Source organism: Chlamydiales bacterium (assembly GCA_031292375.1).
Classification (GTDB): domain Bacteria; phylum Chlamydiota; class Chlamydiia; order Chlamydiales; family VFKH01; genus JARLHF01.
In genome coordinates this window covers 1-20,417 of record JARLHF010000029.1, presented here as the reverse complement: position 1 = coordinate 20,417, position 20,417 = coordinate 1, and the positions used below count along the sequence as shown (strand labels likewise).

Annotated in this window: 20 protein-coding genes; 15 read left to right on the top strand and 5 right to left on the bottom strand. The window is 37.7% G+C overall.

What is annotated here, in order from left to right; translation table 11 throughout:
• Window positions 1-159: 159 nt before the first annotated feature.
• The 8 genes from P4L16_04525 (at window position 160) to P4L16_04490 (ending at window position 8,754) form a co-directional block, all read left to right on the top strand.
• The gene (locus P4L16_04525; GenBank protein ID MDR3624388.1) at window positions 160-819 is read left to right on the top strand and encodes a hypothetical protein; all 660 of its coding nucleotides are present in this window, start codon (window positions 160-162) and stop codon (window positions 817-819) included.
• Complete coding sequence (locus tag P4L16_04520; GenBank protein MDR3624387.1) at window positions 816-2,480, top strand: hypothetical protein; 1,665 nt, start codon at window positions 816-818, stop codon at window positions 2,478-2,480. Before P4L16_04525 ends, P4L16_04520 begins: the two co-directional genes overlap by 4 nt.
• A 60-nt stretch (window positions 2,481-2,540) precedes the next feature.
• Window positions 2,541-4,001 (top strand): protein kinase, encoded by a 1,461-nt coding sequence (locus tag P4L16_04515; protein MDR3624386.1) that lies wholly within the window; start codon window positions 2,541-2,543, stop codon window positions 3,999-4,001.
• Between the two features lie 66 nt (window positions 4,002-4,067).
• Window positions 4,068-5,711, top strand: coding sequence for a cytochrome c biogenesis protein CcsA (ccsA, locus tag P4L16_04510; protein MDR3624385.1), 1,644 nt, complete (start codon window positions 4,068-4,070; stop codon window positions 5,709-5,711).
• Between the two features lie 63 nt (window positions 5,712-5,774).
• Window positions 5,775-6,239: a hypothetical protein gene (locus P4L16_04505; protein MDR3624384.1), complete on the top strand. Its 465-nt coding sequence runs from the start codon at window positions 5,775-5,777 to the stop codon at window positions 6,237-6,239.
• Window positions 6,233-7,363 (top strand): radical SAM family heme chaperone HemW, encoded by a 1,131-nt coding sequence (gene hemW / locus P4L16_04500; GenBank protein ID MDR3624383.1) that lies wholly within the window; start codon window positions 6,233-6,235, stop codon window positions 7,361-7,363. The genes P4L16_04505 and hemW overlap by 7 nt, the downstream gene beginning before the upstream one ends.
• Window positions 7,364-7,457: 94 nt before the next feature.
• Window positions 7,458-7,856 carry a hypothetical protein gene (locus P4L16_04495; protein ID MDR3624382.1) on the top strand — a complete coding sequence of 133 codons (399 nt, stop codon included), beginning with the start codon at window positions 7,458-7,460 and terminating at the stop codon, window positions 7,854-7,856.
• Window positions 7,846-8,754: a DNA-binding domain-containing protein gene (locus tag P4L16_04490; protein ID MDR3624381.1), complete on the top strand. Its 909-nt coding sequence runs from the start codon at window positions 7,846-7,848 to the stop codon at window positions 8,752-8,754. The genes P4L16_04495 and P4L16_04490 overlap by 11 nt, the downstream gene beginning before the upstream one ends.
• Here the strand turns inward: P4L16_04490 and P4L16_04485 are convergent.
• The 3 genes from P4L16_04485 to P4L16_04475 form a co-directional block, all read right to left on the bottom strand.
• Window positions 8,710-9,186 (bottom strand): DoxX family protein, encoded by a 477-nt coding sequence (locus P4L16_04485; protein ID MDR3624380.1) that lies wholly within the window; start codon window positions 9,184-9,186, stop codon window positions 8,710-8,712. The genes P4L16_04490 and P4L16_04485 overlap by 45 nt on opposite strands.
• A 68-nt stretch (window positions 9,187-9,254) precedes the next feature.
• Window positions 9,255-9,968: an SAM-dependent methyltransferase gene (locus P4L16_04480; GenBank protein ID MDR3624379.1), complete on the bottom strand. Its 714-nt coding sequence runs from the start codon at window positions 9,966-9,968 to the stop codon at window positions 9,255-9,257.
• The gene (locus tag P4L16_04475; GenBank protein ID MDR3624378.1) at window positions 9,962-10,912 is read right to left on the bottom strand and encodes a hypothetical protein; all 951 of its coding nucleotides are present in this window, start codon (window positions 10,910-10,912) and stop codon (window positions 9,962-9,964) included. Before P4L16_04475 ends, P4L16_04480 begins: the two co-directional genes overlap by 7 nt.
• 326 nt (window positions 10,913-11,238) lie before the next feature.
• On the opposite strand from P4L16_04475, the gene P4L16_04470 reads away from it, so the two are divergent.
• A complete protein-coding gene (locus P4L16_04470) occupies window positions 11,239-12,189 on the top strand; it encodes a hypothetical protein (GenBank protein MDR3624377.1) in 951 nt (316 codons plus the stop codon).
• A gap of 2 nt (window positions 12,190-12,191) precedes the next feature.
• On the opposite strand, the gene P4L16_04465 is transcribed toward P4L16_04470, so the two are convergent.
• Window positions 12,192-13,304 (bottom strand): hypothetical protein, encoded by a 1,113-nt coding sequence (locus tag P4L16_04465; protein MDR3624376.1) that lies wholly within the window; start codon window positions 13,302-13,304, stop codon window positions 12,192-12,194.
• 190 nt (window positions 13,305-13,494) lie between these two features.
• Here P4L16_04465 and P4L16_04460 point away from each other — a divergent pair, with 190 nt between their 5' ends.
• Window positions 13,495-14,343 carry a hypothetical protein gene (locus P4L16_04460; protein ID MDR3624375.1) on the top strand — a complete coding sequence of 283 codons (849 nt, stop codon included), beginning with the start codon at window positions 13,495-13,497 and terminating at the stop codon, window positions 14,341-14,343.
• Here the strand turns inward: P4L16_04460 and P4L16_04455 are convergent.
• The gene (locus P4L16_04455) at window positions 14,340-14,492 is read right to left on the bottom strand and encodes a hypothetical protein (protein MDR3624374.1); all 153 of its coding nucleotides are present in this window, start codon (window positions 14,490-14,492) and stop codon (window positions 14,340-14,342) included. The genes P4L16_04460 and P4L16_04455 overlap by 4 nt on opposite strands.
• Window positions 14,493-14,703: 211 nt before the next feature.
• Between P4L16_04455 and gatC the strand changes: the two genes are divergently transcribed.
• The 5 genes from gatC to xerD are packed head-to-tail and all read left to right on the top strand — an operon-like array spanning window position 14,704 to window position 20,183.
• On the top strand, window positions 14,704-15,003 hold the full coding sequence (gatC, locus tag P4L16_04450) for an Asp-tRNA(Asn)/Glu-tRNA(Gln) amidotransferase subunit GatC (protein MDR3624373.1): 300 nt from the start codon (window positions 14,704-14,706) through the stop codon (window positions 15,001-15,003).
• A gap of 4 nt (window positions 15,004-15,007) precedes the next feature.
• A complete protein-coding gene (gatA, locus tag P4L16_04445) occupies window positions 15,008-16,483 on the top strand; it encodes an Asp-tRNA(Asn)/Glu-tRNA(Gln) amidotransferase subunit GatA (protein MDR3624372.1) in 1,476 nt (491 codons plus the stop codon).
• Window positions 16,484-16,506: 23 nt separating this feature from the next.
• Window positions 16,507-17,976, top strand: a complete 1,470-nt coding sequence (gene gatB / locus P4L16_04440; protein ID MDR3624371.1) for an Asp-tRNA(Asn)/Glu-tRNA(Gln) amidotransferase subunit GatB — start codon at window positions 16,507-16,509, stop codon at window positions 17,974-17,976.
• Between the two features lie 54 nt (window positions 17,977-18,030).
• Window positions 18,031-19,245 (top strand): hypothetical protein, encoded by a 1,215-nt coding sequence (locus tag P4L16_04435; GenBank protein MDR3624370.1) that lies wholly within the window; start codon window positions 18,031-18,033, stop codon window positions 19,243-19,245.
• Window positions 19,245-20,183, top strand: a complete 939-nt coding sequence (gene xerD, locus P4L16_04430) for a site-specific tyrosine recombinase XerD (GenBank protein MDR3624369.1) — start codon at window positions 19,245-19,247, stop codon at window positions 20,181-20,183. Before P4L16_04435 ends, xerD begins: the two co-directional genes overlap by 1 nt.
• The last annotated feature ends 234 nt before the right edge of the window (window positions 20,184-20,417 follow it).

Here is a 20,417-nt window from a genome sequence, read left to right as displayed (position 1 = left end):
TTGCTTAGAAAAATTGAAATTTTTTGAGTAGATTTATTGATAAATTTTTCAAGCATATGTGAGCATATGGTTGAAAAATTTAACGATAAAGATGTCAAAAAAGACAATTTTAACAAGCAAATGTAATTACGCAAGAAGTCTGTTAGATCAGCAGTGATAATGAATGTGATAATGGTAATGGAATTGTTAAAATATATTATAATATTAATCATTGGCGCATCTATGTTAATTGGGTGTACTTCTGCCGAAAACAACACGAATAATTACATATGGCAAGATGTCCCAAACAGAGACAATGGCAATAAAATACGCTTTGCAACCTACCGAATAAAAATCCCATCAGACTGGAAGGTCCAGCTTCCCCTTGACAATGAATCCATCCAAGATACAACTCTTCCTAATGCGACATTTTTTCTTTCCGAAGAAGTTATAATGACTATCCACACATTTCCATCAAATAGCATAAAAGAGCGCATCCCGGTAGGATCTCAAATTGCAAGATGGAAAAAGCAATTTACGACTATTGAACCACTCAGCGTCTTTTCCTCTTTTGAAACAAGAGGAGGTTTTGCTGGCATCTTTTTTGAGGCCTCTGGAACTCATTCCAAATATGACAAAACTATGAGCGTTCTTGCTTGGAGCATGCAATTAGATAGCAGGCACTATCATACCCTTGAGTCCCTCAACAAAAACATACAAGCAGATTATACAATTAAAACTATTGGCCCAAAACATATTATAGAGCAATATAAAGAAGAGCTTATCATGGCTGCTAAAACATTTGAACTCATCCAAGCAATACCAGAAGAAAATCCATGAAGTTTATTAAAAACGTCTATCATTTTTTGGGCGGTATAACTTTTGTGCTTATTTTAATAGGCTTTACAGCCCTTTTTGTGGTCCTTGGAACGTTTATTGAGTCCCTTACCCAATCACATTTACATGCCTCCTACTTTACCTACAGTAACCCCCTTTTTAAAGGGCTGCTTCTCCTCTTTTTTATTAACATACTGGTTTCTGCTCTTCGCAGATACCCATTCAAGTTAAAGCATGTTCCTTTTTTAATTACTCACTTAGGACTGCTCATGATTCTTGCAGGCTGTATTTTTAAAAGCTACCAAGGCATTCAAGGTACTATGACTCTTCTAGAGGGCAGTGAAACAAATACTCTGTTTTTGCCTTCCACTTATGCTCTTCGCATTGAAAATGAGCAGCATGAATCCTTTGTGGCTCCCTTAGAACAAAATCTTTTGGGCTCCTTTAAAAAAGTAATCAAATCCCCTATCGACAATTTAAAAATAGAGCTTCTTGAATTCTATCCCCATTCTCAATCTAAACTCAATTATTGGGTAAAAAATAATTACCTAACTATTGCAACACTTCCTAAAATACCTCTGCAGGGAAAAAACACGCGCCCTCTCAAGATAAACTTCAATGGCCCAACAAACCTTTTTGCATTTAGCTGCATCAATAGCTATGAACGTGCAAAAGAACTTTACACAGAACTTGCCTCTCTTCAAATGCAAGATGAAAAAATAGTTCCTCTCAAAGAATTGCTCTCCTCTTTTCACTTTGACGAATCATGTGCAAAGCTAGAACTTCTTATCGATGGAAAAATAATACCCATTCAACTAACTGGTAACCAATTACTAACGAATAGAGAAAACATCACGATCACCCTTCCAAAAACACTACTTTTCACTCAAGACCATAATGGCAATGAACACTTTTTCCTATTTAACAACCATGGAGCCATACATCACGAACTCTTTAATAAAGAAAACATACATTCGCTTCTCTCTTTTAAAAAAGGCTTTTGGGGCTACGGCATTGCTTTTTCCACCCCTCCTCACTTTGACAAGTTATCAAGAGAAGAAATAGAAAAGGCGCACTCTTATTACCCCCTTTTTTTAGAATTGCAAGCAGACTCAGATGACGAAGAAGAACTCATCACTTTCATCTCTCAAACAATCAAACCACTTGAACCTCTAAGTAAATGGGAGGATAACAGAGCAAAAATCACATTGAAAGTCAGCGATGATCATCAATCATCCCTTATTGGTTTAATTTACGATCCCTTTGCAAGTGATTTAAAATGGCCTGTTCTCAATGGAAAGTATTTACTTCGTTTTCAGCCCTGTACAAAAAAAATTCCTCATCGTTTACGCCTTAGAAGTGCACGCCAAATTAACTACCCAAGAACTCAACAACCCTACAGTTTTGAATGCGACCTTCTTATCTCTGAACAAGGCCTAAAAACCCCTCTTGAAAAAACGATCAGCATGAATAACGTACACGAAACTCATGATGGATATCGCTTCTATATGTCTAATCTTTCCGCAGATGAACTGAGTGCAAAGCGCACTCAACTAGCTGTTAACTATGACCCACAAAAATATTATCTAACTTATCCAGGAGCTTTTCTATTGAGCCTTGGTATCTTACTTCTTTTTTGGCTACGTCCCTACAAATCTAAATAAAATTCTTGACACATCCCCTACCTTAGTATAAATATAAATATATAATTATACAGGTGATGTATGTCATTAGATTCAGATTTTGATAGATTTCGCGAAGGCATTTCAGTAAGTCCCACAAAAGGTGGCAAAGAAGAGCTCTATTTAACAAGAAGTGACTTAGAGAACAGGGTAAATGGTATTGCCGTCCGATCACTATCACCAAGCTCTTCTGAAGAAGGCAGCAGTTCTTCCGAAGGGGGAAGAAGCACTCCTGAAAAAAAGGGACTTTTCAAAAGACTATCCAATCTACTTAGTCCTTATCTACCTGTTACTTTAGATACACCTGAGGGTCATCGTTTGGAAGTTAAAGTTAAAGACGTTGCAAAACGATTGGATATCACTAAAGAAAAAGCAACCGAACTTATAAAATCAGGTGCATTCAATAGGTTTTTAGACTTTACATTTCACGAAGCTCTACATCATAAAGACATTAATCTTCCTGCTTCAACCCTCGCTGAAATATGCACCTATGTCACAGCTAACAGAGAGCGCATGATACTAGAAGCAAAAAATAATCCAAACGGCCTTGTCTATGCAAGGGCACAAGAAAATGAGCCACCCCCAAGAGGTATTCAATTCAATGCTGATGGCTCTGTTTTTATTCACCTCAATAAAAAAAGTCAAGATGACCCTACTGTTGGCCGCGGTGATGAGAAAGTTGTTCGTTACGCTCTTAATTTTGATACAGGAGAATTACTTGCTGTAAGCCGTTTAAAAGCTGGTATAGACCCTAGTTCAATAGACCGAGAAGCACGTTTTCTAGAACAATTTAAAGGAAAAAGAGGTATTGCGCAGGCCATCCAATGTGCAGAAGTACAAGGTAAGGAAGGTATAGACAAAAAGTTTTTTATACAACCCTATTATAATGCAGGCGACCTCGAAGCTCTTTTAACATCAAGCGATCTATCACAAAAAGATGTACTTATGGTTGTAGTAGATCTTTTAGAAGGCTTAAAAGCCTTAGAAGAGGCAAATATTTCTCATCGGGACATTCATTTTGGAAATGTTTTTCTTCATAGAGACCTTGAAGGAAATCTTCATGCCTATATTGCTGACTTTGGGAATGCTGTTGAATTATCTGATGAGCATCAAATACAAGCCATTAAACAACGAGCCCTTGAAGAAGGAAAGATACCAGAAAAGCCTTCTCTATTAAGCAACTTGGTGCAAGTGGGAGCCCTTCTTCGACCATTTTCAGTTAAACTAGGCTCACCTGTACACCCTGACGTACCACTATCTTCTGATATAACAGAAAATCCTTTAGAACATTTAGCTCATGAGCTAATGAGCATTGGAAACGCTGCAACACCAGAACAACAAGCAGAACTTCCATCAGCTGCATCTATTGCAGCAAAATATATTCCTCTTCTTGAGGATAAGCTCCGAGCGTCCTCACCTGAGTCTTCCATACAGTTCTCTCCTAGATCTTCTGGAGGATCTACATCGGGATCTCCCTCTGAATCTCCCACAGAGTTCTTATAGAGATTTACAATTATGCTCTTGGATAGTAAAGTGCATTCTTTTGAACTTTTGAGCACTTGAAACTCGATGTACCAAAAAGTTGTTCTATTTTTTATTGGCCTATCTCTCATCTTTTGCTCTGCATTTTCTTCTGAATTTAGTGTTGTGCCAACGCTCTATAAGGGACGCATACGCCCCTTTTCTACCTATGCACATGCATGGTTAAATGACATTGCTGGAAACAGTGTTGATATTAATGCAGAGGAGTTTCTTTGGAATCTCTATCTATTTGGCTATACGCCTTATGAAAAAATGCCTCTTTTTCTCATCGCATCAAAACCAATAAAAGAGCTTTTAAGCCTTAATCTTGAAGAAAACCACTTTAGTTATAAAGAAATTAAGCATGCTAAAACAATCGATGATAAAAACCTCAACCACTTGAAGGAAAAAATCTACCTCTTTACAGCTTTTGGAAATGGCGTCTTAAACCAAAATAAACAGATGAATCAAGCAAGCTTCTCACTTACAGAAGAACTACTAGATAGTGACACCTTTCTTCTTCTTCCCCTAAAAGTTCGCAAAGAAGAGTGGATTTCCCTTAGCTCTTTAGCCAAAACAGTAGGTAAGAAAAATCTCATCTCCAACTTTACTCCTTATACAGATGCAGCCTTCAAGAACTTACAAGAAGCTTATCTCTCTTTAGAAAAAATGCAAAGACCAACACCTGAAATGGCAAGTTCCCTTTTAAATGCCTATCAAGAAATTGCAGGTAGTGTTTATACACGAGCTGAAGGCAAAGCCCTTTACTATCCAACGCTCTTTCAACTACAAATAGAGCACTTTACTTATCTGCTCCCCTTCACTGAAACAGCTCTTTTTTTCTACATCCTTGCAATCATTGCTCTCCTATTTTTCTTAGAAAAAAAAATAGGTTTAGGTCTATTTTTAGCAGCTTTTTCTATAAACACATGTTATCTTGTGCTTCGCTGCATTGTTTTAGAGCGCCCTCCTGTTACAAATATGTTTGAAAGTGTAATCTACGTGCCCTTTATTGCCTCTTTTGTAGCCCTTATTTTATATCGTATTTTTAAAAATAGGATGATCCTTCTAGCTGCATCCACAACTTCTTGTATCTTATTGCTTATCGTGTACTTCACACATATCGACAAGGGACTAGAAAATGTACAAGCTGTACTAGATTCTGGCTACTGGCTTGTCATCCACGTGCTCATGGTCGTTGGAAGCTACGCCCTTTTCATATTAGCAGGTGTTCTTGCCCATTTTTATCTTGGAATTTTTTTCCTTAAAAATAAAGAAAGCAAAATTCTTTCCACTCTCATCTTACAATGCATGTATGTAGGAATTGCTCTTCTTATTTCAGGAACTATCTTGGGTGGTATATGGGCAGCAGAGAGCTGGGGGCGCTTTTGGGACTGGGATCCAAAAGAGTCATGGGCATTTATATCAAGCTGCATCTACCTTCTCTGGATTCATGCTTACCGCTTTAAAATAATCAAAAGCTTTGGGCTCGCAATGGGCGCTATCTTGGGGCTTCTTGCCATTAGTTTTACATGGTATGGAGTTAACTATGTCCTTGGTACTGGCTTACATAGCTACGGCTTTGGCAGTGGCGGCGAAGTTTACTACTATCTCTTTCTAGGTATCGAAGCTCTATTTCTAAGTACAATTTTAATTTCTTATAAATTCAACCCTTTTCTCATAAGAAAATAAGTTGTTGCGAAAAAAGGAGCGGTTATATAAGTTCAGCTCGCATTAAATTTTTTTGGGTTTTCAATGAAAAGTGAACGATTAAAGAAACTAGAAGCCGATCTTCGGGACTTAGAACAGTGGCTAAAACTTGGACTAGTTCCAAAAAAGGATGTTCAAAAGCACCAAGAGGAGATGCGACTTCTTCAACAGAAAGTTGAGGAAGAGAAAGAGCGTCTGCAATTCTTAAAAGAGAGTGGTGAAGCTGAAGAATATGTGGCCCCTAAAAGACCTGGAGCTGCACGTGCTGGGTACCCTGAAGGACCAACAATCTCAGACATCGACATGATGGAAGAGCCCAGTGGCTTAACTGAGTCCAGTATTGATATGGATACAGAATCTGTGGAAACTGATACCTTTTCCGGAGAAGAGCGTACAGAGTCTAGTGATGAAACTGTTGTAGAAGAGACTGAAGAGGAAGATGAAGATCCCTTTAGCGATAAAAACCGCTGGAAACGAGGCATTGTTGACCCTGAATCTGATCAATGGTAGAGATCTCTCTATATTTTCATATTCCCTTTTGTTCACGTAAATGTGATTACTGCCATTTTTACGTACTACCAGATAAGTCATCATTAAAAATTCTCCTCATGCAGGGCCTACAACAAGAATGGGCTCTGCAAAAGCCTCTTATCGAAAACAAAAAAATCCTTTCTATCTATTTTGGCGGAGGAACACCTTCATTGCTTGGTGCAAAATACATAGAACAAATTCTCTCTTGGATAAGAACAAGCTGTACATTTGATTCATCTCTTGAAATTACTTTAGAGGCAAATCCTGAACACTTAACTAAAGAACTTCTATCCTCTTATAGAGATATTGGCATCAATCGCCTAAGCATTGGCGTACAAACACTCGATGATGCTCTTCTCAAAAAAATCGGAAGAACCCATAATGCAAAAGAGGCAGTAGATGGCATCTACTCTGCACATGATATTGGCATGGATAACATTTCTATCGACTTGATGTATGACTTGCCAGATCAAACTCTTTCTAGCTGGCAAGAAACTGTTAATACTGCAGCAAGCTTGCCCATCACCCATCTCTCTCTTTACAACCTTACCATTGAACCACACACTCTTTTTTTCAAAAAAAAGCAAATAATTGAGCGAGCGCAACCAAGTGAAGAGGCAAGTGTTCAAATGTATAAATATGCGATAAGTACTTTAGAAGCAAGCAACCTTCTTCAATATGAAATTTCAGCTTTTGCAAAAGAGGGCTTTGAGTCAAAACATAATGTAGGTTACTGGACAGCAAGACCTTTCCTCGGATTTGGTCCATCAGCTTTTAGCTACTGGGAAAATAGACGCTTTAGAAACGTTTGTAATTTAAACAAATATGTAAAAAGCTTTGAAGAGGGGTTGTCATGCGTAGACTTTGAAGAAAAATTAGATCTAAAAGCCCATCAAAATGAGCTTTTAGCGCTACAACTTCGTCTTATAAAAGGTGTTGATATCGATCTTTTTGAAAAAGAGCATGGATCTCTTTCAAGTGAAACAAAAAAATCTATTGACAACTTACTAAAAGAAGACCTTCTGAAGTTCATGAATAGCAAGCTCTCGCTTACAAAACGCGGTATCCTCTTTTATGATACTGTTGCAGTCGAACTTATTTAAAAACTAGATTTTTAATTATCCATTTCAGATATTAGAAAAAAGCAAGATGGAACTTGCTTAAACATGAATTAGATAATTGATTAAGGAAGGTTTTATGGATTCATCACATTTTAAAAAGCTTGCTCTAATGGGCATTGCAGCAAGTCTCGTTGTAGGAGCGCCACTAAGCGCTGATGACTCAGATACAAATGCAACAGAAAGCTCTCTAAGCTCGCTTATGACAGCAAGTGAGCTCATGTCAAAACTAAATGACAAAGAAAAAGCAGAATTTAAAAGCTTAAGCCCTGAAGGACAAGCTTTAGCTCTTAAATTAGCAAACCAAACATGTAAAGGGAAAAACAGCTGCAAAGGCTTAAACTCATGCAAGACTGAAAAAAATTCTTGCGCAGGCCTAGGCGGCTGTAAAGGTCAATCTAAAGGTCCTTTTAAAGACAAAAACGTGGCTGTAGAAGTTGCAGCAAAGAAAATGAAAGAAAAACGCAATGAAATGTAAAAGCGTTGAAGTTCTAAGTGCGGTGACTTATCACCGCACTTCCTCTTCTCCACCTAAAAAACTACAAGAGATTCAACAATGGTTTGCAAGCGTTATCACACGTCCCATTGATGAAAATAGTTCCATGAACAAATTCTCCTCTTGTGGCAAACATATTGACTCAGAAGCCATTGAATACATACTGCCAAGTTCTACACTCTCTCCTGGCACACGCATCTCTATTTATCATCAGCAGTATTGGTGGCGCCTTCTTTCTGCTCTACACGACACATTTCCTCTACTAACTCGTTTATTTGGCTACAGAGAATTTAATTTGACACTAGCCATTCCCTATCTTACCAAATACCCTCCTAACCACTGGTCAATGAACTTTCTTGGAAGCATGCTTTCTAATTGGATTGCAAAAGAGTATTTAGATAATGACAAACAGCTCATTGAACATGCCTGCAAGGTCGATTGGGCCTATAATTGTAGCTTTTTTGCTCCTAAAGAAACAGAAATTCTTGCATCTCATATGCAACTACAAACCCACACTCACCTTTTTGAGCTGCCTTATAACCTTTTTCAATTTCGTGAGCAGTTTTTGTTAGAGCTCCCTGAATACTGGATAGAACATGATTTTCCTTTACTAGAGCGCTCTACAGATCAATCTTCATTGTATTATGTCCTTTATCGGGATCATAAAAACTACATTGTTTTTGAAAAGATAAGTGCATGCGAATTTAAAGTCTTAAGCTACCTCAAAGAGGCTCATAGCCTAGACGAACTTAGCTCTTGGCTTGAAAAACACCCCGATCTTGAATTGCAAAAAAATGCAGCAACAAGTCTACATCTATGGATGAGACGCTGGGTTTTAATTGGATGGCTTGTTTTTGGTACAAAAGCGCTTTTTGAATAAATAGTCTAAAGACCACTTGCCGGGCCCAAAACTAAAAATAATCAATGCGACTAAAAAGAAACTAAATGGCAACTGACTAATCAAGTTTTGAGGATCATTTAGCACATTTTTTACTTCACTAATATTATCTGTCAGCATAGCAGAAAGAGTTATGACAACAAGTGGAATAGCTGCAAGGCGAGATAAAAGCCCAAATAAAAGACACAACCCACCCACACATTCAATACCTGCCGTAAGATAAGCACTAAATGCTGGGTAAGGGATATTCAACGATGCAAAAAAATCGATTACATTAGAAATATTTCCAAACTTACCCAAGCCAGAAATAAAAAAAGCAGGCCCCCAATAGAGTCTAAGTAATAGCAGTAAAACAGTTTGAAACTTATTACCTAAAAAGACAATACCTGCATAACTCTTTAATAAAAAATGCATCCTACAACTCCTTAAATATCCTTGCCTATCTGCAACCTAATATTTACAGAATTTATTTTGCAATATTTTTATGCATATACAAGGAAAATACAAGGTTTTTTGTCAATATTAGGTAAAGGGCTTTTCTTGAAAGTTTCCACCTTTTGCACCATAATACGCTCAGTTTCTAAACTTAAATCACAAGCGATACCCACATAAGTAGAGGGGTGTAAAACTTCTAGCATCGCCTCAAACGTATACTTATTTCTGTAGGGCGCCTCCATAAATACTTGTAAAGAGCGCTCTTCTTTTGATCGCTTTTCTAAAGCTTTTAACTCTTTTTCTCTTTTTTCTAGGTCCTTACTCAAATAACCAAGGAAAGAAAAACGCTGTCCTGGAAGCCCTGAAAGCTGAATTGCCATAATAACTGCCGATGGACCTGTAAGAGTTTCTATCTTTATACCCAGCTGACGCGCTCTAAAAACAACTCTTGCACCAGGGTCTGCAATACAAGGAAGGCCCGCATCAGAAACAAGCCCCCATAACTCACCTTCTTTAAGGGGCTGCAAGAGAAAGTCAATTTCATCATCACGCGTGTTCTCATCCAAAATGCCTATCGGAATATCATAAGGAGGTTTTTTTGTACGAAATTGATTAAGATAGGATCTGCCACCTTGCATGCTCTCTGCAATAAGGCCATCTAGCATGCCAACTGCTTGATCGACTGCTTTTGGAAAAAAGCTTTCATGAGAAAGCCCTTCTCCAAGTAAATTAGGAAGTAAAATTAAACCTGACTTTAACATAAGTTTATAACTGTAAGCTCCAATAAAAGTTCTTGATCATCGATTCCATTTTTTAATAATAAGTCCGTTTTATCAATGGTAAGAAGCGCATTTTTTAAGTGAGACACACCAAGTCTTGACGCTGTATTTTTATGCTGCTCTAAAATCTTTCCTCTCATATAGGGAAAAACGCTAGTAATTGCACCATCTCCTAAAGAAAGCATATTTGCAACTTGCAGCTCTGTCTGAAAAGAAGATCTTAAACTGCGCAAGATTAAAAAAAAAGAAACACCGTTGCGAAGCATCTTTTTGCCTATGTAAAGCGCTTGCATAGCATTTTTCTCATAAAGAGCGTCCATAAGCTTCCATATCGATTCCTCTTTACTGTTTGTAGAGAGCGCCTTAATATCTGTAAGCACGATCTCTTCCCTCTCTCCCACATAACAGCTAATTTTTTGTATCTCTTGATACAATAACTCTAGATCATCTCCTATTAAGTTGAGCAAATAAGCCGCATTTTGCTGTGCTATCTTTTTACCAAAAGCTTTTGCCATATCAGAAATTGCAGACAACGCCCTTTTTTCTCTTGCCCCCTTTGTTTCAAGAGCTAAGTCTAAAAAAGAATGAGCCTCTTGCATCCACTGATAAAGCGGATGCGCAATTCGCATACCAGCTCCAATGAAAATAAGAGGATCAGAAACTTTTAGAACTTGAATTTCTTTGATAAATGAAGACTTTAACTTTTCAGCTTGAGGGAAAATTATAATCTTATTTTCTTTAAAAAGAGAGCGCTCATTAATCTCCATGCTTAAGTTTTTTTCATCAAGTATCTTGATAAACGCATCCATCTTTAAATACTTAACTCTCTCTTTTACAAGAGATAAACCATCTTCATCCTCCTTTGTATTCAAAAGGAAAATAGAGGGGTTCTTACTTTTTAAAAAGGTATCTAAACTTGTGCTCACAATAAAACCATTTACTTTTTAAGATAAGGATTTTGCCAGGTATTGACCTAAGTTTTGGGTTTATACACAAAGAAGTTCAAGAATTGTTTGTGTATAAATTGCTCAATCTTAGGGATCTTCTGGTAAATTTTCAATCATTTTTGCTCGTTTATAGTTTTTGAATAGGGACTTTGCAAAAATGATTGAAAATTTATCCAGAATCCCCTCTAACCTTGAGCCATTTAAACTCAAAACTCAGGTTATTAGAAAATCGGAGCAAGAGAATTACGTAAAATGGTACACTTCCTTTCCAATATCTAAACAACTTAAAATCAATAAATACGATCATGGTAAATTCAAATTTCTCTTATCCACTTGAAACCCATTCTAATACGTTTAAATTTATGAGCCTTCAAAGCTCCGCAAAAAAATATTGGTCTCTTCAAGAAAATGTTCTACTAATCACTTATCTCTTTTCTGAACATCTGATAGCCATACAAGAAAATAATACGATTATAGAACGAGAGCCAATACCTTTAGATCGCCTAAATTTCATCTTTCAACAAACAGCTTTTTTTAATGAAAGAAGCCCAAATGCACTTCACCAAAGATTTCGTAGGCACATAAATAACAAATCATTAAAAGAGGCCGTATTCTCGGGTCAACATGTCTATTTCGATGATTCTCTTCTTGCAAGGATAACTAGCGAAGCAAATAGCGTAATAAAACAGCAATTCTATCAATTTCATCAAGACGCTCTAGCCTTATTTCCAAATAATGCGTCCACTGGGACTTCTTCAAGTAATCCAGTAGAGCCATCAACTGTGCCCACAAACTCTTATTCAGATCTAATAAATCCCTCACCCATGGATGTAGATTATCCATTACTCCCTATAGATGAATCAAACGATCCACTAGTTGACCCTCAACTAAATTCGGTAACTTCTGAAGTATATAAAAAACCATGGTATCTAGAAGAAGTCATACTTATGTATATAAAGCTTAAAAGTGAAAAATGTATTGTTATGGACTCAACAAACAACATAGTAGAGGCCAAAGAAAAAACAATAAATTGGTCTTCTATCTTGAGCTTCATGTCTCATGCTACAGGCTCTTCTTATACCGAAGAGGATTGTAAATACTTATACGCGCAAGTCCTTAAAGATAGGGACTTTAAAAGTGTCCGTAAATTAACTTCTGATAATATAAATATTCAACAATCCATACTCAGCCGTCTGCCAAAAGATCAAGGAGATCTTTTTTTTCACTTTGTTATAAGCATAGAAGCTAGGTTCTAAAACTATCCTTTTTTAGCAAAGGCGCTCTTGGCATTTCTCCATAAGCTTTTAAATATCTCAAGACAATTCTCTTCGTCGAATTCCGATCTACCATTACATATGGATATGATGTATTGTCTGCAATGATCGTATCTATCCTTCGTTAACTGTGTAGTAACATCCTCGTCGCTTTGTACCAAGTCATCAATTAATGCCCTCTGGTCAAAATCATGTGATATTCTGGCAAGGTCACTTTGCTGCTCTCCAAAAATTGTTTCCAAATGATTTGGATCGACTATTACTAAATCTTTCATTGTGTTCTTCAATGCTATAAGGACTAATCCAAAAAATTTTTCTGGCGGCCTAACTACATCGGGAACGCGCTCTTCTCGATTGGTGCTGCGATGTATAACAACTCCTCCACGGGCCCCTTCTACTCGTTCTGCAGACTTAGTAGATGAAGAATTGGTAGGGGCTTTTCTTACTCGTTTTGCAGGCTTAGTAGATGTGGAGGTAGAACTAGCTTCAGCCGTTACACTCCTTGCTGGAGAACTAGAAGTAACTTGCTGTTGGCTGGAAGATGGCACAAAAAAACTTGATCCAGGTAATGCACAAACCCTTTCTGACAAGGCGTTAGAATAGTAAAATTCTTCTGGTATGGTTCTAAGGGCTGTAGCAACTCCTGCATCGAGCCACATAAGAGAATAGCGTCCAACAACACTATGTTGAAAAATTTTTTGTACACATCCCACTCTATGTTTTAAATGAAATTGAGCCTCTTTAGAGGAAGAAATACTCTTAACAAAAAGATCACAATCCTCTTTAAGATCTTCTTGTAAAATTTCTGTAAAAGCTTGCATATTTATTTCATCGCTTTCTCTTTGTATTCCTTCTAATAAACAATCTCTTACTTCTTTAGAACTAATAAGTTGTTGTTCAAAGAATTGAGAAACAGCACACGTAACAAAATTTAAGTTTTTCGCAGCACTACCGGGTTTCCTAATTTCTGAGCTCGAATAAAAGCAATATAGTACGGAAGCAAATATTTTATGCGCAACAGGATTGCTTTGTAGCCTGGAGTGGGATTCTTGAAGCGTGCTCACAGCTGATGAAGACGTGCTTGCAATTGATGACATTTCATAACTCCATAAATTGTTTTATTATCAAAATAATAGCGACCATGTTAACAAAACATAAATTATAGATCAATAATTTGCAATTAGGAATAATTTCCGCTGCGGGAATTACCCTCTCATTTTTAAAGATAGATAATTAATTTAAGCATATGTATAGTCGGGCCTTTCAGTTTTTTTGATGGTCTTAATTTTGAAGTTTCATAAACATCTTATTTATTTAACTTATCTCATTTTGTGTATCAGCTCTTTACTACTTGCAGACTGTCCTCATCATTTGTATATCGCACCAGATTTGCTCTACCGCCATTACAGCGAACAAGGCCTTTCAGAGGGAGCAAAAAGCGATGAGCACGGAATACTTAGTGGCTTACAAATTGGCTACGATTATATTACACCAAGAAATGTCTACGTCGGAGCCGATCTTAGATGTGATGCTGGCAAGACCGTGTACGATGGCACGCTAATTAATTTAATTGATTTTAGCACATCCCCCTATAAAAACCATACGAACAACGTTATCTTTAATGCCGAAGTACGTCTTGGCTACACTTATGAAAAGTTTTACAACATCACCACAATTCCTTTTATCGGCTTTGGTTACCACCGCTGGTATAGGGGGGCTGTTCCAGAAAATCCTTTTGGATATGACGAAACCTACACTTGGAGTTATTTAGCCTTTGGAATGCGCACAGAGTATGATTTTTGTTGTAACTTAGCAATAGGCCTAAATCTTAAACTCATGTTCATGATCGATGGCAGAATGACAAGCTCTGGCCTTGGAAATGACGTATTCGCCCTTGGCAACAAAATCCAGTATGAAATAGAACTACCCATTACTTACAGACTCTCTAAGCCTTATTGGCTTCTAAACCAAATTCAATTTGTTCCCTATTTTAGAAATCAAAATATTGGAAGAAGTAATGACCAATACGCCTATTTAGAGTTTCCAGGCCAAGCCCCTCAATACATAAGAGTATTCGAGCCAGAAAGTATCACTTATGTAGCAGGCGCACGCCTAGAACTCATCCATAATTTTTAAGTTCTTAGCTTTTTGTCTCTCAAACGATCTCTTTTCCATCCTTCAGCTGTCTGAATTTTTGGAATTTGAGCGTGGCTTAGAGAAGTAAGCTCTTTTTTACTACCCTTTACTTCTTGATTAGAACTTGTTGATTGTTTGCTTGTCATCATATCCTCCTCGGACTACTTGCCCTTTAATCAACAAATTAGCAGCAATTTCCGTGCCAGCAAAAATTATGCGTTATGTACTCCTGCTTACGCAAAAAACAATTCTTGAACTTGTTTGTGTATACATAGGCAAAAGTTGCCCTTGCAATGCACAATTCATCCATGCTAGAATGCACGAAATCTTACATTTTCTGCAGGAGAACACTATAATAAAATGTCTGAATTCACAGAAAAAACCCTCTCAAGCCTTACTCGGTTATCTAGAATTGAATGCTCTCAAGAAGAGCGAGAAGGCCTTTTTAAAGACTTAACAAATATTTTACAGTACATTGATATGCTAGGCGAAGTAAACACAGAAAACGTTCCACCCTGCAACCATGTTTTAGAAGACATATGCAATGTAATGCGTGAAGATGTTGTAGAACAAACCCTTACAAGAGAGCTCTTCCTCTCTGTTGCACCCTCTTCTGTTGGAGGCATGATTAAAGTTCCAACAGTTATTAAAAGGTCTTAAAATAATGAGTAACAAAGAACAAATCCATCTTTTATCTGCACGTAAATTACGAGAACTCTTCTGTAAGGGTGAGCTATCTGCTATAGAAATTGTAGAGCACTTCTTAAAACGCATCCACATTCATAACCCTTCTGTTGGAGCATTTTTATCCATATTTGATGAAAAAGCAAAAAAACGAGCAAAAGAACTTGATGATAAACGTCTTCGAGGCGAAAAACTTGGAAAACTTGCAGCAGTGCCCATAGCCATAAAAGACAATATCCATCTAAAAGGCGAACTTACCACGTGCGCATCAAAATTTTTAAGTAACTACAAAGCTTTATTCGATGCAACAGCCACTCGCCTTCTAGAAGAAGAAGATGCTATTTTTATTGGTAAAACCAATATGGATGAATTTGCAATGGGCTCTTCAACAGAAAACTCTGCTCTGCAAAAAACGAAAAACCCCTGGGATTTAAACTGTGTACCAGGTGGATCTTCTGGAGGCTCTGCTGCTGCTGTTGCAGCGCGCCTTGTACCCATCGCCCTTGGCAGCGATACTGGTGGATCTGTCAGGCAACCTGCATCTTTTTGCGGCGTTGTTGGCTTCAAACCAACTTATGGCCGTGTATCTCGCTATGGTCTTGTAGCTTATGGCTCTTCGCTCGACCAAATCGGTCCTCTTTCTGTCTATACTGAAGATAGTGCTCTTGTCATGGAAATCATTGGAAGACATTGCAAAAGAGATTCCACATCTATTAATAAAGAGGCAGAAGAGTATTTTCAGAACTTATCTCTTGGCATTCACAACATGAAGATAGGCGTTCCCTGGGAGTGCATTGAACAACTGCAAGAACCTGCAAAAGAAAATTTTCTCTCTTCTATAGAACAACTTAAAACGCTTGGAGCGCATATCGTAGACATTCGCTTAAACATGTTGAAGTACTCCATACCCGTTTATTATGTTTTAGCAACAGCAGAAGCCTCTACCAATCTTGCACGCTTCGATGGTGTTCGCTACGGTGTTCGCTCTCCAAATGCACAAACACTAGACCAAGTTTATGACCTCTCTAAAGAAGAGGGCTTTGGTCCAGAAGTAAAAAGGCGTATTCTCCTGGGTACCTACGTGCTCTCTTCTGGGTATAAAGATGCTTTCTACAAAAAGGCGCAAAAGGTGCGCACGCTCATGATCAAGGAATACAAGGAACAATTTCAAACTTGTAATTTAATTGCAATGCCCGTCACACCCTCCCCCGCATTTAAAACAGGATCTATACAAGATCCATTGCAAATGTATTTAGCAGATATTTATACAATTAGCGCAAATCTTGCAGGGCTTCCTGCAATCAGTGTGCCCTCTGGCCTATCTCCTGACGGCACACCTATGGGCCTGCAGATTATCGGTCCACAAATGCATGACGTGCAGGTTTGTAGAGCTGCAAACGCTTTTGAACAAAGCATGCAGTTTTCTAAATTACTTCCACCCATAACACACAATTAAACTAAAAGAAGATCTTAAAAACTATGCATGACCATCCATCTTCTCTATGGGAACCTGTTATTGGACTCGAGGTACACGTAGAGCTCAACACAAAGTCCAAGCTCTTTAGTACAGCTCCCAACCATTTTGGCGACGATCCCAATTCCAATATTACAGAAGTATGTACAGGGCAACCAGGAGCACTTCCCGTCCTCAACAAAGAAGCTGTAAGAAAGGCTGCACAATTTGGTCTTGCAGTGGGTGCAACTGTTGCAAAATTCAGCAAGTTTGATCGAAAATCCTATTTTTATCCCGATAGCCCTCGAAACTTTCAAATCACACAATATGATGAACCTATCGTAATTGGAGGAACCATTACTGCTGAGATTGAAGAGGGCTCTTTTAAAACCTTTACTATTAACAGAGCTCACCTTGAAGATGATGCTGGTATGCTCAAACATTTTAGCAACTTTGCAGGTATCGACTACAACAGAGCAGGTGTTCCACTCATCGAAATTGTATCTGAGCCCTGTATTGGAAGCGCAAAAGAGGCAACAGCTTATGTACAGGCCGTTAAAGCCATTTTAGAATACTTAGACGCATCTGATTGCAACATGGAAGAGGGTTCTTTAAGAATCGATGTAAATGTATCTGTACGTGCAAAGGGAGAAGTTTCTCTTAGAAATAAAGTAGAAATTAAGAACATGAACTCTTTCTATAACATGGAAATTGCCATTGAGTCCGAAATCAAAAGACAAGTAAAACTCTACTTACAAAACCCTGATAAGCCTCCTTGCGAGGTTATCACTCCTGCAACTTTTCGCTTTGATCCAGAACTGCAAGAAACAGTTAAAATGCGCGATAAAGAAGATGCTGATGACTATCGCTATTTTCCAGAGCCAGATCTCGTACCTATTGTTTTATCCGATGAATACATTGAATCCATTCGAAAAACACTTCCCGAGCTTCCTTTCGCAAAAAATCAGCGCTACATTAATGAGCTTCGTCTCTCAAAATATGCAGCTTCCATTTTAACGAGCGATAAAAAGCTTGCAGACTATTTTGAAGAAGCGCTCAAGCATTCTCCTAATGCAAACGCCCTTTGCAACTGGATCACGGCAGAGTTTGCTGGAAGACTCAAAGAAAAAGGAAAAACATTGTCAGAAGCTGGTATTACACCTTGCAATGTGGCAAAACTTGTTAATTTAATTGATACAAACGTAATTACTGGAAAAATTGCAAAAAGTGTAGCTGATGATATGGTTGAATCTTCTGGAAAAGATTGTGAAGAGATTGTAAAGCAAAATCCTGACTATCAACCTGTTCATGATAAAGGAGAAATCACAGCTATCATAGACAAAGTCTTATTAGAAAATAGTAGGTCCGTTGCAGATTACAAAAATGGAAAAGATAAAGCTTTTGGATTTTTGGTAGGCCAAGCAATGAAACTCTCAAAGGGCAAAGCCTCTCCAGCCCTTGTAAATGAAATCTTAAAAGAAAAACTTGATCATTGAATGTATTTTGTGTATATCTACTTTATATACACAAAAATATTCTAAGTGAAGCTCATGCCAACGCAAGAACAAAAAAAATTACCCTCACTAGAGTCCACTATACGCACTGCAACCGACTTAATGACACAAATCAGGGAAAAAGGCAATTTAGCCAAAATTGAGGAAAAGCTCAATCAAACCCTACAAACCCTCACAGCCTACCATGATCTCTTACCCCCAAAAACATCCCTCCCTTTTCTTGAAACCTTAACAAGTAATATCCGCTGTGGCATTGAATTTGCCAAAAACTTTTCAATGCTTACGCTTTCGCAAAGCCAGCTTGATTGGTTTGATAAAAAATTTTCTATCTTTAAAGCTAAGCTCTTAGAAACAGTACCTCTTATCCTGGAAAAGGATAGAAAAACATTTGGCACTATAATACATGAACTTGTGCAAATTGGTGAAAACTTTCACATGCTAGAGCTATCTGTCATCATTGAGTCCTACACAAAAAATGCAATACAAAACTTGACCTCCTCCCCTGCAAATCTTGCAAACTTTTATAGCGTCCTTGGCACATTTAATAGTTATTTACGCATTTTACAAAAACCGCATAAAGATATCTTAGAATGTATTGTAAGCCTTCTTTGTTACATTAGAACCACGCAAGATATCACTCAAGAGACTTTTTCTTTTATAGAAAAAACAGTAAATAAGATAGCCCTATCTGCAAGACTTATCTTAAGTCCCATCACCTCAGAACATGTCAAGAATGATGAACTACTCTCTTTGCAGACCTCTTTTTCAGACGCAAAAAAGATCCTTCCAAAGACAACCTTTGCGACGCTCTATACTCAGGCAGAGCAAACAGAAATTAAGCGTTTTATTTCTCTTCTGAAAAAACCTGCCTCTCAAGATATTTTTAATCCTATCTTCTCGGGATTTAGCTCCTCTCTTATGACTTTACACGCTATTAGAAAAAATTATGAGCCGCAATCGCTAAACTACCTCCTTTTTCGCTCGCTTCTCAACGGCATTAATACGATGCGAGACTATTGGTATAAGGGCTCACATGCGGACCAAAATGCTCTTATCGCAAATTTGCAGGCTATGGCACAATACCTTCTTACCTATCTAGAGAATAGAACAGGAGAATACATAAAAACAGGACAGTTACCAGAAAGCATGCGTGCTGCTATCTTCTCTTTTAATAAGCACTACCGCGACCTAATTGCATTTGCGCACGTCCATGCCCCCAAAGAGTCTTTTAAACTCGCCTCTAATTTATAATGCCACTAAAAAGAACAACTGCTGATTTTCTCTCCTACATAGCCTCTGAAAAAGGAGCATCTATTAATACATTGCAAGCCTATGGAAATGATATAAAACAGTTTACTCTCCTATTAGAATCTCTTAACATCATAGATTTTCAACAGGTAAGTACAGAACATATCATTCAATTTCTTAAAACCATGCAAAACAAAAACTACGCAAGTGCAAGCATATGCAGGGCACTCATTGCAATTAAAGTTCTCTTTCGTTTCCTAAAAAGAGAGCAGATGATCAAAATAAATGTGACAGAGCATCTAGAAAGCCCAAAACTTTGGCAACTAGTTCCAGAAGTACTCTCTGAGAGTGAAGTAGAAATACTTCTTTCTATTCCCAATCAAGCAACTTATCTTGGTGCAAGAAATTTGAGCATATTAGAACTTCTCTATTCAAGCGGCCTTCGCGTCTCTGAACTTTGCTCTCTTACCATCTACAATATTGATGACACTTTTATAAAAGTTATGGGAAAAGGAAGAAAAGAGCGTTTAGTACCTATTGGAAAAAAGGCCTTGCAAGCCATTGATTATTACCTTTTAAATTTTAGAGACCTGCATCCATCTGGAAAAGAGTCTTCGCTTTTTTTGACTAAAAGAGGAAAACCAATCGAGCGCTTTGCTGTATGGAAAATGATCAAATCTTATGCAAAAAAGGCAAATATTACAAAAAATATCTCTCCACATACACTAAGGCACTCATTTGCAACACATCTTTTAGATAATGGAGCGGATTTAAGAGTCATTCAAGAGTTTTTAGGACACTCTAATATAGCAACAACGGACCGCTATACACATATCAGCCAAAAACATCTTCAAGATTCTTTTTATAAATACCATCCAAGAAGTTCTCTAACACAGCAATTAGGAGTGGGATGTTTTACGAAAGAAAATAGGAAATTATAAGAAAATTCTTCTCATAGAAATGACATGTTAACGTAAAATGCAAAAAATTATTATGTATATTTTGTGATAGCGTTTTCAACGAGTACGTTGCATTATCTTTTACGCAGAGACGCAGAGACGCGGTGGCGTAGAGAGTTACAGATCATTAGCTACTCTAGTTAATCCATCAATAAGCCGTCCTTGCCCAAAATTAAGTACCAGCCCTAGCTTAAGTCTTGTTAATCGTAAATAGGT

Bases quoted from the DNA above. Each gene is read 5' to 3' on its own strand.
- P4L16_04525 (MDR3624388.1), top strand. From the start codon at position 160: ATGAATGTGATAATGGTAATGGAATTGTTAAAATATATTATAATATTA.
- P4L16_04520 (MDR3624387.1), top strand. From the start codon at position 816: ATGAAGTTTATTAAAAACGTCTATCATTTTTTGGGCGGTATAACTTTT.
- P4L16_04515 (MDR3624386.1), top strand. From the start codon at position 2,541: ATGTCATTAGATTCAGATTTTGATAGATTTCGCGAAGGCATTTCAGTA.
- ccsA (MDR3624385.1), top strand. From the start codon at position 4,068: ATGTACCAAAAAGTTGTTCTATTTTTTATTGGCCTATCTCTCATCTTT.
- P4L16_04505 (MDR3624384.1), top strand. From the start codon at position 5,775: ATGAAAAGTGAACGATTAAAGAAACTAGAAGCCGATCTTCGGGACTTA.
- hemW (MDR3624383.1), top strand. From the start codon at position 6,233: ATGGTAGAGATCTCTCTATATTTTCATATTCCCTTTTGTTCACGTAAA.
- P4L16_04495 (MDR3624382.1), top strand. From the start codon at position 7,458: ATGGATTCATCACATTTTAAAAAGCTTGCTCTAATGGGCATTGCAGCA.
- P4L16_04490 (MDR3624381.1), top strand. From the start codon at position 7,846: ATGAAATGTAAAAGCGTTGAAGTTCTAAGTGCGGTGACTTATCACCGC.
- P4L16_04485 (MDR3624380.1), bottom strand. From the start codon at position 9,186: ATGCATTTTTTATTAAAGAGTTATGCAGGTATTGTCTTTTTAGGTAAT.
- P4L16_04480 (MDR3624379.1), bottom strand. From the start codon at position 9,968: ATGTTAAAGTCAGGTTTAATTTTACTTCCTAATTTACTTGGAGAAGGG.
- P4L16_04470 (MDR3624377.1), top strand. From the start codon at position 11,239: ATGGTAAATTCAAATTTCTCTTATCCACTTGAAACCCATTCTAATACG.
- P4L16_04465 (MDR3624376.1), bottom strand. From the start codon at position 13,304: ATGTCATCAATTGCAAGCACGTCTTCATCAGCTGTGAGCACGCTTCAA.
- P4L16_04455 (MDR3624374.1), bottom strand. From the start codon at position 14,492: ATGATGACAAGCAAACAATCAACAAGTTCTAATCAAGAAGTAAAGGGT.
- gatC (MDR3624373.1), top strand. From the start codon at position 14,704: ATGTCTGAATTCACAGAAAAAACCCTCTCAAGCCTTACTCGGTTATCT.
- gatA (MDR3624372.1), top strand. From the start codon at position 15,008: ATGAGTAACAAAGAACAAATCCATCTTTTATCTGCACGTAAATTACGA.
- gatB (MDR3624371.1), top strand. From the start codon at position 16,507: ATGCATGACCATCCATCTTCTCTATGGGAACCTGTTATTGGACTCGAG.
- P4L16_04435 (MDR3624370.1), top strand. From the start codon at position 18,031: ATGCCAACGCAAGAACAAAAAAAATTACCCTCACTAGAGTCCACTATA.
- xerD (MDR3624369.1), top strand. From the start codon at position 19,245: ATGCCACTAAAAAGAACAACTGCTGATTTTCTCTCCTACATAGCCTCT.